A 5,885-nucleotide genomic window follows, 5' to 3' on the forward strand; every position below is an offset into this window, starting at 1 on the left:
ATGCCCTTTTTGCGGGATGAAGCCGGCATGCCGGTCGCGGGTGCTGCCGAAGAATGCCAGCATTCTTCCAGCGCGTTGCGGCGTGCGGAGGCGATGTCGCGCACACCCGGCAGCATCGGCGCGGTGGCTTTCTGCCGCAGCGGCGATCCGATGGCCGGAGAATTCAGCGATGCGCGGGTGCTCAAGACCTTCGGACAGGTCCCGGACGATCTCGTGTCCCAGTTCTGACATTCGTATCCGAGGGCCGGGAATTCGTTTGCGAATGTCAATCCGCCACGCCGGTCCGCACTATGGCTTCAGCGCAACTCGCGGAAAAATGCGCGCACCTCCCGCGCGAGCGCTTCAGGCTGTTCGAGCGCGGCAAAATGCCCGCCCTTTTCCATGACACTCCAGCGGCGAATGTTCGTGTGCACGCGCTCGATGGCGCTGCGCGGAGGCTTGAGGATTTCGCGCGGGAATTGTGCATAGCCGGTCGGCACCGTGATGACGGCGCCGGGCGGGAGGATGGCGGAGCCATGAAACCGCGCGTAATAAGGCCAGAATGACGACCCGATGGCGCCGGTGAACCAGTAGAACGAGATATCCGCAAGCATGCGATCGCGGCTGATCGCGCGCTCGACATCGCCATCGCAATCCGACCAGGCGCGGAACTTTTCCACGATCCAGGCCGCGAGACCCGCGGGGGAATCCATCAACGCAAAGGAAAGCGTCTGCGGACGGGTGCCCTGAATCCACTGATAGCCGGTTTCCTCACGCATCCAGCGCGCCAGTTCGGCGAGGTAACGCTTTTCCTCCTCGGTCGGATTTTGGAACGCGCTCGCCTCGCGCCCCGCCGCCGCCCACAGGTTGACGTGGATACCGATCATTTTCTCGGCATGGGCGTAAGCCAACCGGCTGGTGATGGCCGCGCCCCAGTCGCCGCCTTGCGCGGCAAACCGCGAGAAGCCGAGCACATCGTGCATCAGTGCGGCGACACAGTCCGCCATTTCAGGAACGCCGTATCTTTTCTGGCCCGGCTTGAACGAAAGCCCATAGCCCGGAAGCGATGGCGCGATCACCGTGAAGGCATCGCGTGGATCGCCGCCGAAACGTGCAGGGTCGGTGAGACGGGGAATGATCTCGACAAATTCGAATACCGACCCCGGCCAGCCGTGCAACAGAAGCAGCGGCATCGGATTTTCGCCGACGCCCGGCACATGCAGGTAATGCAAGTCGATGCCGTCGAGCGGAACACGGAATTGCGGAAAGACATTGAGCGCCGCTTCCTCTGCGCGCCAATCAAATCCGTCGCGCCAATAGTCCACGAGGCTGCGCAAGTAAGCGACATCGGTACCAAAGGCCCAGGCCTCGCCAGGCGCGGCATCCGGAAAGCGCGACCGGGCCAGACGCTCCCTCAGGTCGGCGATATCGGCATCGGCCACGTGAAGCGTGAACGGCGTTGGCTTGGTCATGATGGTTCTGCCTTTCGAGTTGCGTGTCAAACCTCATGGCGCCGCTGCGCCTTGCGCACATACATCGCGCAATCGGCGTCCGCCAGCGCGCTCGCGGCATCCGAATGCGGACCAAGAACGACGACGCCTGTGGATACGCCGGTCGCAACGGTACGGCGTGCGAAAGCAAAATTGAGGCGATCGATATCCTCTTCAAGTGCGGCGGCCTTGGCGTGCGCATCGGTCTCACTGACATTCCACAACAACAGCGCAAACTCGTCACCCCCGAGCCGCCCGATCACGTCGGAGGAACGTATCTGGCGCGATAGCGCGGCAACGATCGCCTTCAGCACCTGATCTCCCGCCGCATGACCAAAATTGTCATTGATCGGTTTCAGCCGGTCGACATCAAGCACGATCAGCGCGCCGCCGGCGTGATAGCGCTGGATATAGGAAATGGCGCGGCCGAGCTCGCGCTCGAAGCCGCGCCTGTTGGGAATTCCGAGCAGGAAATCGGTGTCGGCGGCGGCCTCCAACTGCTCGATGCAAGCCAATGCCTTGGCCAACCGGGTTTTCAGCCGCCGGATTTCCGCCTTCGCATCGTCCTTCGCCGCCGGACCGCGCCTGGCCGACGCCGCACGGCGCAGGAGCGTCTTGTCGGTGGCCGAAGCCGGCTTGCGGCGCTTCGCGGCTTTCGCTCCGGGCCCCTTCGTTTTCTTCTTCATCGGCCTTCCCCGGGCGCAAAACCGGCTTCGAATTCGCCCTTGAACACGGCCTTCACGTTAACGCCGGTCGCAACTCCCGAGCTAGAACGCTTGCCTGTTCGCACCAAGACAGGATAGTCCATTGTCGATCCCTTGCTAACCTTGCCGAACAGGGGGCCGATCCTATAATCGGGCCCGATTTTCCGGATTCCGCCAGAAGAATTAACGATATGACCGCGCCGATCGCCATCATCATGGGAAGCCAGTCGGACTGGGAGACCATGCGACACGCCGCCGAAACCTTGGGCGCGTTGGGGTTGGCTTGCGAGAAACGCATCGTCTCCGCGCATCGCACGCCGGAACGGCTCTACGCCTTCACCAAAGGCGCGAAGGCCGCCGGGTTCAAGATCATCATTGCGGGCGCGGGCGGGGCCGCGCATCTGCCCGGCATGGCTGCGTCGCTGACGGAACTTCCCGTGCTCGGCGTGCCGATCGAATCGAAGGCGCTGTCAGGAATGGATTCGCTCTATTCCATTGTCCAGATGCCCGCCGGCATTCCCGTTGGGACGCTTGCGATCGGCAAGGCCGGCGCGATCAATGCGGCGCTATTGGCGGCAAGCATGTTGGCGCTGCACGACAAGGCGCTCGCCGAACGACTGGCTGCCTGGCGCAAGAAGCAGACTGATGCGGTCGCCGAGCGTCCGGAGGAATCCGCGTGACTGTTCCATCGCGGGTGACGCTGAAGCCAGGCGACACCATCGGAATCCTCGGCGGCGGACAGCTCGGCCGGATGCTGGCAATGGCGGCGGCACGGCTCGGCCTGCGCTGCCGGGTGTTTTCGCCGGATCCGGACTCGCCCGCCTTCGATGTCGTGGCGAATGCCACCTGCGCTGAATATGCCGACGTCGAAGCGCTCGAACTTTTCGCAGCCGAAGTCGATGTCATCACCTATGAATTCGAGAACGTGCCTGCGGCTTCCGCGATGATCCTGGCGGCGCGGCGGCCGGTATTGCCCGAACGCAAGATTCTGGAGACGACCCAGGATCGTCTGATCGAAAAGGATTTCGTCAAGGGGCTCGGCATCCGGACCGCCGATTATGCCGACGTTTCGTCACCGCAGGCCTTGCGCGCGGCGATCGCCAGGATCGGCCTGCCCGCCGTGCTCAAGACCCGCCGCTTCGGCTATGACGGCAAGGGCCAGACCATTCTTCGCGCCATCGACGATGCCGATCGGGCGTGGGCCGACCTCGGCACCAAATCGGCGATCCTCGAAGCCTTCGTTCCGTTCGAGCGCGAAGTCTCCGTTATTGCCGCACGTTCGGCCGACGGCGGCGTCGAATGCTTTGACGTCACCGAAAACGAGCACAGGGATCACATCCTCAAGATTTCGCGCGTGCCTGCGGCCTTGTCGGATGCACTCGCCGCGCAGGCCCGGGACATCGCGCAACGCATCGCTGCCGCGCTCGACTATGTCGGCGTGCTGGCGGTCGAGATGTTCGTGGTCAACAGCGACGGCAAACCGGACGTGCTGGTCAACGAGATTGCGCCGCGCGTGCACAATTCCGGTCACTGGACGCTGGACGGCGCCTCGATCTCGCAGTTTGAACAGCATATCCGCGCGATCGCCGGATGGCCGCTGGGCAAACCGCTGCGCCATGGCGAGGTCACCATGACCAACCTGATCGGGGACGAGATCAACAGCTATAAGGACTGGCTCGGCGTTCCCGGCGCCACCGTTCATCTCTACGGCAAGGGCGCGCCCCGGCCCGGGCGCAAGATGGGCCATGTCACCCAGGTGACCCCGGTAGCTGGACCGCCGAAAAGCCCCTGATTGGGGACCTCCGGAGCGGCTTTTGGCGCAACTGGCACGCCGATTTTTGCTCGCAGCGGTGGACATTAGGACCTTTGTCTGATACATCCGCGCGCTCAAAGGTCAGGTGATTGGCTTTTTTTCCGTCCCTTTGACCTTAACAGAATCCAATCCGATCAATGGAAAGAGGATGCCGCGTGCAGGTTCTCGTTCGCGATAACAATGTCGACCAAGCCCTCAAGGCGCTGAAGAAGAAGATGCAGCGTGAGGGTATTTTCCGCGAGATGAAGCTCCGCGGTCACTACGAAAAACCCTCCGAGAAGAAGGCCCGCGAAAAGGCCGAAGCCGTGCGCCGCGCGCGCAAGCTCGCCCGCAAAAAGTTGCAGCGTGAAGGCCTGCTTCCGATGAAGCCGAAGCCGGTGTTCGGCGCCGGCCCGGGTTCCGATCGCGGTGGTCCCGGTGGCGGCCGCAGCGGTCCAGGTGGTCCTCGCGGACCGCGCTGATCGATTAATTTTCAGACATGAATTCTTCAACGCGGGCCACTTGGCCCGCTTTGTTGTTTATATGCCGCTAGTGGGGCAACACTGACGTTCCTCTCAGTGTCGCCCGACAGGGTACGAATGTCAGAACCGGACATTAGCCGTAAACTTGCGGGCGATTTGGCCGATGCATTTCGCAGCGGAGCAGGCTACCACTAAGCAGGTAAGCGCTTGAGTATCCCGCACGATGACGGTTCCGATTGCTGGAGTCCCTTCCGGACATTTGCGCCATCGACCGCGTGCATCCGCGGCGATCGCGCTGGCTGCGATCGCGCTCGGCGGCTGTTCGATGACGCTGGGATCGCTGACAAACTCCCCGGAGCCCAAGGAAGAGCCCGCGCAAATCACTTCCTCGGCCAACATCGCCTCGCTCACCGAAACCATCAAGAACAACCCCGACAATCCGCAGGCCTACAACATGCGGGGTTCGGTGCTGGCGCAGGCCGGAAAGACCGACGAGGCGCTGGCTGATTTCAACAAGGCGATCAGCCTCGATCCCAATTACGGACAGGCCTTCGCCAACCGCGGCCAGATCTACCGCAAGACCAAACGGCTCGATCAGTCCATGTCCGATTATGAACGCGCGCTGGCGCTCGATGCCAATTACGCGCCGGCGTGGCTCGGCCGTGGCCTCGTCCACAAGGCGCGGGGCGAAGCGGCCCCGGCGCTCGAGGATTTCAACAAGGCGATCGCCCTTCGTCCTGACGATGCGGAGGCCTATTACAATCGCGGCCTGCTCTATCAGAACGAGAAGCAGCACTCGTTCGCGATCGAGGACTTCAGCGCGGCCAACGGCCTGATACCGCAGCAAGCCGAGCCCCTGCTCGGCCGCGCGCTCAGCTATCTGGCGCTCGGCCAAGCCAAGGAGGCTGCGGCCGATCTCGATGAAGCAGTGCAGGACGATCCGAACAACGCCCAGGCCTGGATAACGCGGGGGCTTGCTTATGAGCGCCTTGGCGACAAGACCAGGGCCGCCGGCTCCTACGGGCGCGCCATCAATCTACGCCCCAAAGACGATGCTGCACGATCCGCCTTCGCCCGCGTCGGCGGCAAGCCGGGCCAGAGCTACGAAACCTTCTGAAATAATTTGTTAGCAGCGCCAACCGGCCGCCAAGTCAGTCGGCACGGCCGATCGTGACGGACGAATCACTGTTGCTGTTGCTTCGGCAGCACCGAGTTGAACAGCTTCTTGGTGGCCGAGAGCACATCGTCGGCAACCGAGGGCCGTTTCACCGGCTGATCTGTGGTGGCATCGGCCCGCAAATCCAAGGGCGCATGCGGGTTTGGAATATCGGCCGGTGGCGTCGGGCGCAGCGGGTCGTCAGCCCGCGCCACGGTCGGCGGTGGTGGCGTTTCCGCCGGCGGCGTCGACACCAGGATCGGCGGCGGCAACGGCTGAAGC

Annotated in this window: 6 protein-coding genes and 2 pseudogenes; 5 read left to right on the forward strand and 3 right to left on the reverse strand. The window is 63.1% G+C overall.

Annotated features, from left to right (window positions below; genetic code table 11):
• A pseudogene (locus WB528_RS16840) lies at positions 1 to 228 on the forward strand (hypothetical protein); the annotation flags it as partial.
• A gap of 68 nt (positions 229 to 296) precedes the next feature.
• On the opposite strand, the gene WB528_RS16845 reads toward WB528_RS16840, so the two are convergent.
• On the reverse strand, positions 297 to 1,451 hold the full coding sequence (locus WB528_RS16845; RefSeq protein WP_423889543.1) for an epoxide hydrolase family protein: 1,155 nt from the start codon (positions 1,449 to 1,451) through the stop codon (positions 297 to 299).
• Positions 1,452 to 1,477: 26 nt separating this feature from the next.
• Positions 1,478 to 2,155 carry a GGDEF domain-containing protein gene (locus tag WB528_RS16850; RefSeq protein WP_423889544.1) on the reverse strand — a complete coding sequence of 226 codons (678 nt, stop codon included), beginning with the start codon at positions 2,153 to 2,155 and terminating at the stop codon, positions 1,478 to 1,480.
• Between the two features lie 209 nt (positions 2,156 to 2,364).
• Between WB528_RS16850 and purE the strand changes: the two genes are divergently transcribed.
• The 4 genes from purE (at position 2,365) to WB528_RS16870 (ending at position 5,564) form a co-directional block, all read left to right on the forward strand.
• On the forward strand, positions 2,365 to 2,853 hold the full coding sequence (gene purE, locus WB528_RS16855) for a 5-(carboxyamino)imidazole ribonucleotide mutase (RefSeq protein WP_423889545.1): 489 nt from the start codon (positions 2,365 to 2,367) through the stop codon (positions 2,851 to 2,853).
• Complete coding sequence (locus WB528_RS16860) at positions 2,850 to 3,965, forward strand: 5-(carboxyamino)imidazole ribonucleotide synthase (RefSeq protein WP_423889546.1); 1,116 nt, start codon at positions 2,850 to 2,852, stop codon at positions 3,963 to 3,965. Before purE ends, WB528_RS16860 begins: the two co-directional genes overlap by 4 nt.
• 176 nt (positions 3,966 to 4,141) lie before the next feature.
• Positions 4,142 to 4,447, forward strand: a complete 306-nt coding sequence (rpsU, locus tag WB528_RS16865; protein ID WP_423889547.1) for a 30S ribosomal protein S21 — start codon at positions 4,142 to 4,144, stop codon at positions 4,445 to 4,447.
• Between the two features lie 223 nt (positions 4,448 to 4,670).
• Positions 4,671 to 5,564, forward strand: a complete 894-nt coding sequence (locus WB528_RS16870) for a tetratricopeptide repeat protein (RefSeq protein WP_423889548.1) — start codon at positions 4,671 to 4,673, stop codon at positions 5,562 to 5,564.
• 65 nt (positions 5,565 to 5,629) lie between these two features.
• On the opposite strand, the pseudogene WB528_RS16875 reads toward WB528_RS16870, so the two are convergent.
• Positions 5,630 to 5,885, reverse strand: a pseudogene (locus WB528_RS16875) (hypothetical protein); the annotation flags it as partial.

This window comes from Bradyrhizobium sp. (genome assembly GCF_049586575.1).
Taxonomy (GTDB): Bacteria; Pseudomonadota; Alphaproteobacteria; order Rhizobiales; family Xanthobacteraceae; genus Bradyrhizobium.

Excerpts from the sequence above, each read along its gene's own strand:
- WB528_RS16845 (WP_423889543.1), bottom strand. The coding sequence starts at position 1,451 with ATGACCAAGCCAACGCCGTTCACGCTTCACGTGGCCGATGCCGATATC.
- WB528_RS16870 (WP_423889548.1), top strand. The coding sequence starts at position 4,671 with ATGACGGTTCCGATTGCTGGAGTCCCTTCCGGACATTTGCGCCATCGA.
- WB528_RS16850 (WP_423889544.1), bottom strand. The coding sequence starts at position 2,155 with ATGAAGAAGAAAACGAAGGGGCCCGGAGCGAAAGCCGCGAAGCGCCGC.
- purE (WP_423889545.1), top strand. The coding sequence starts at position 2,365 with ATGACCGCGCCGATCGCCATCATCATGGGAAGCCAGTCGGACTGGGAG.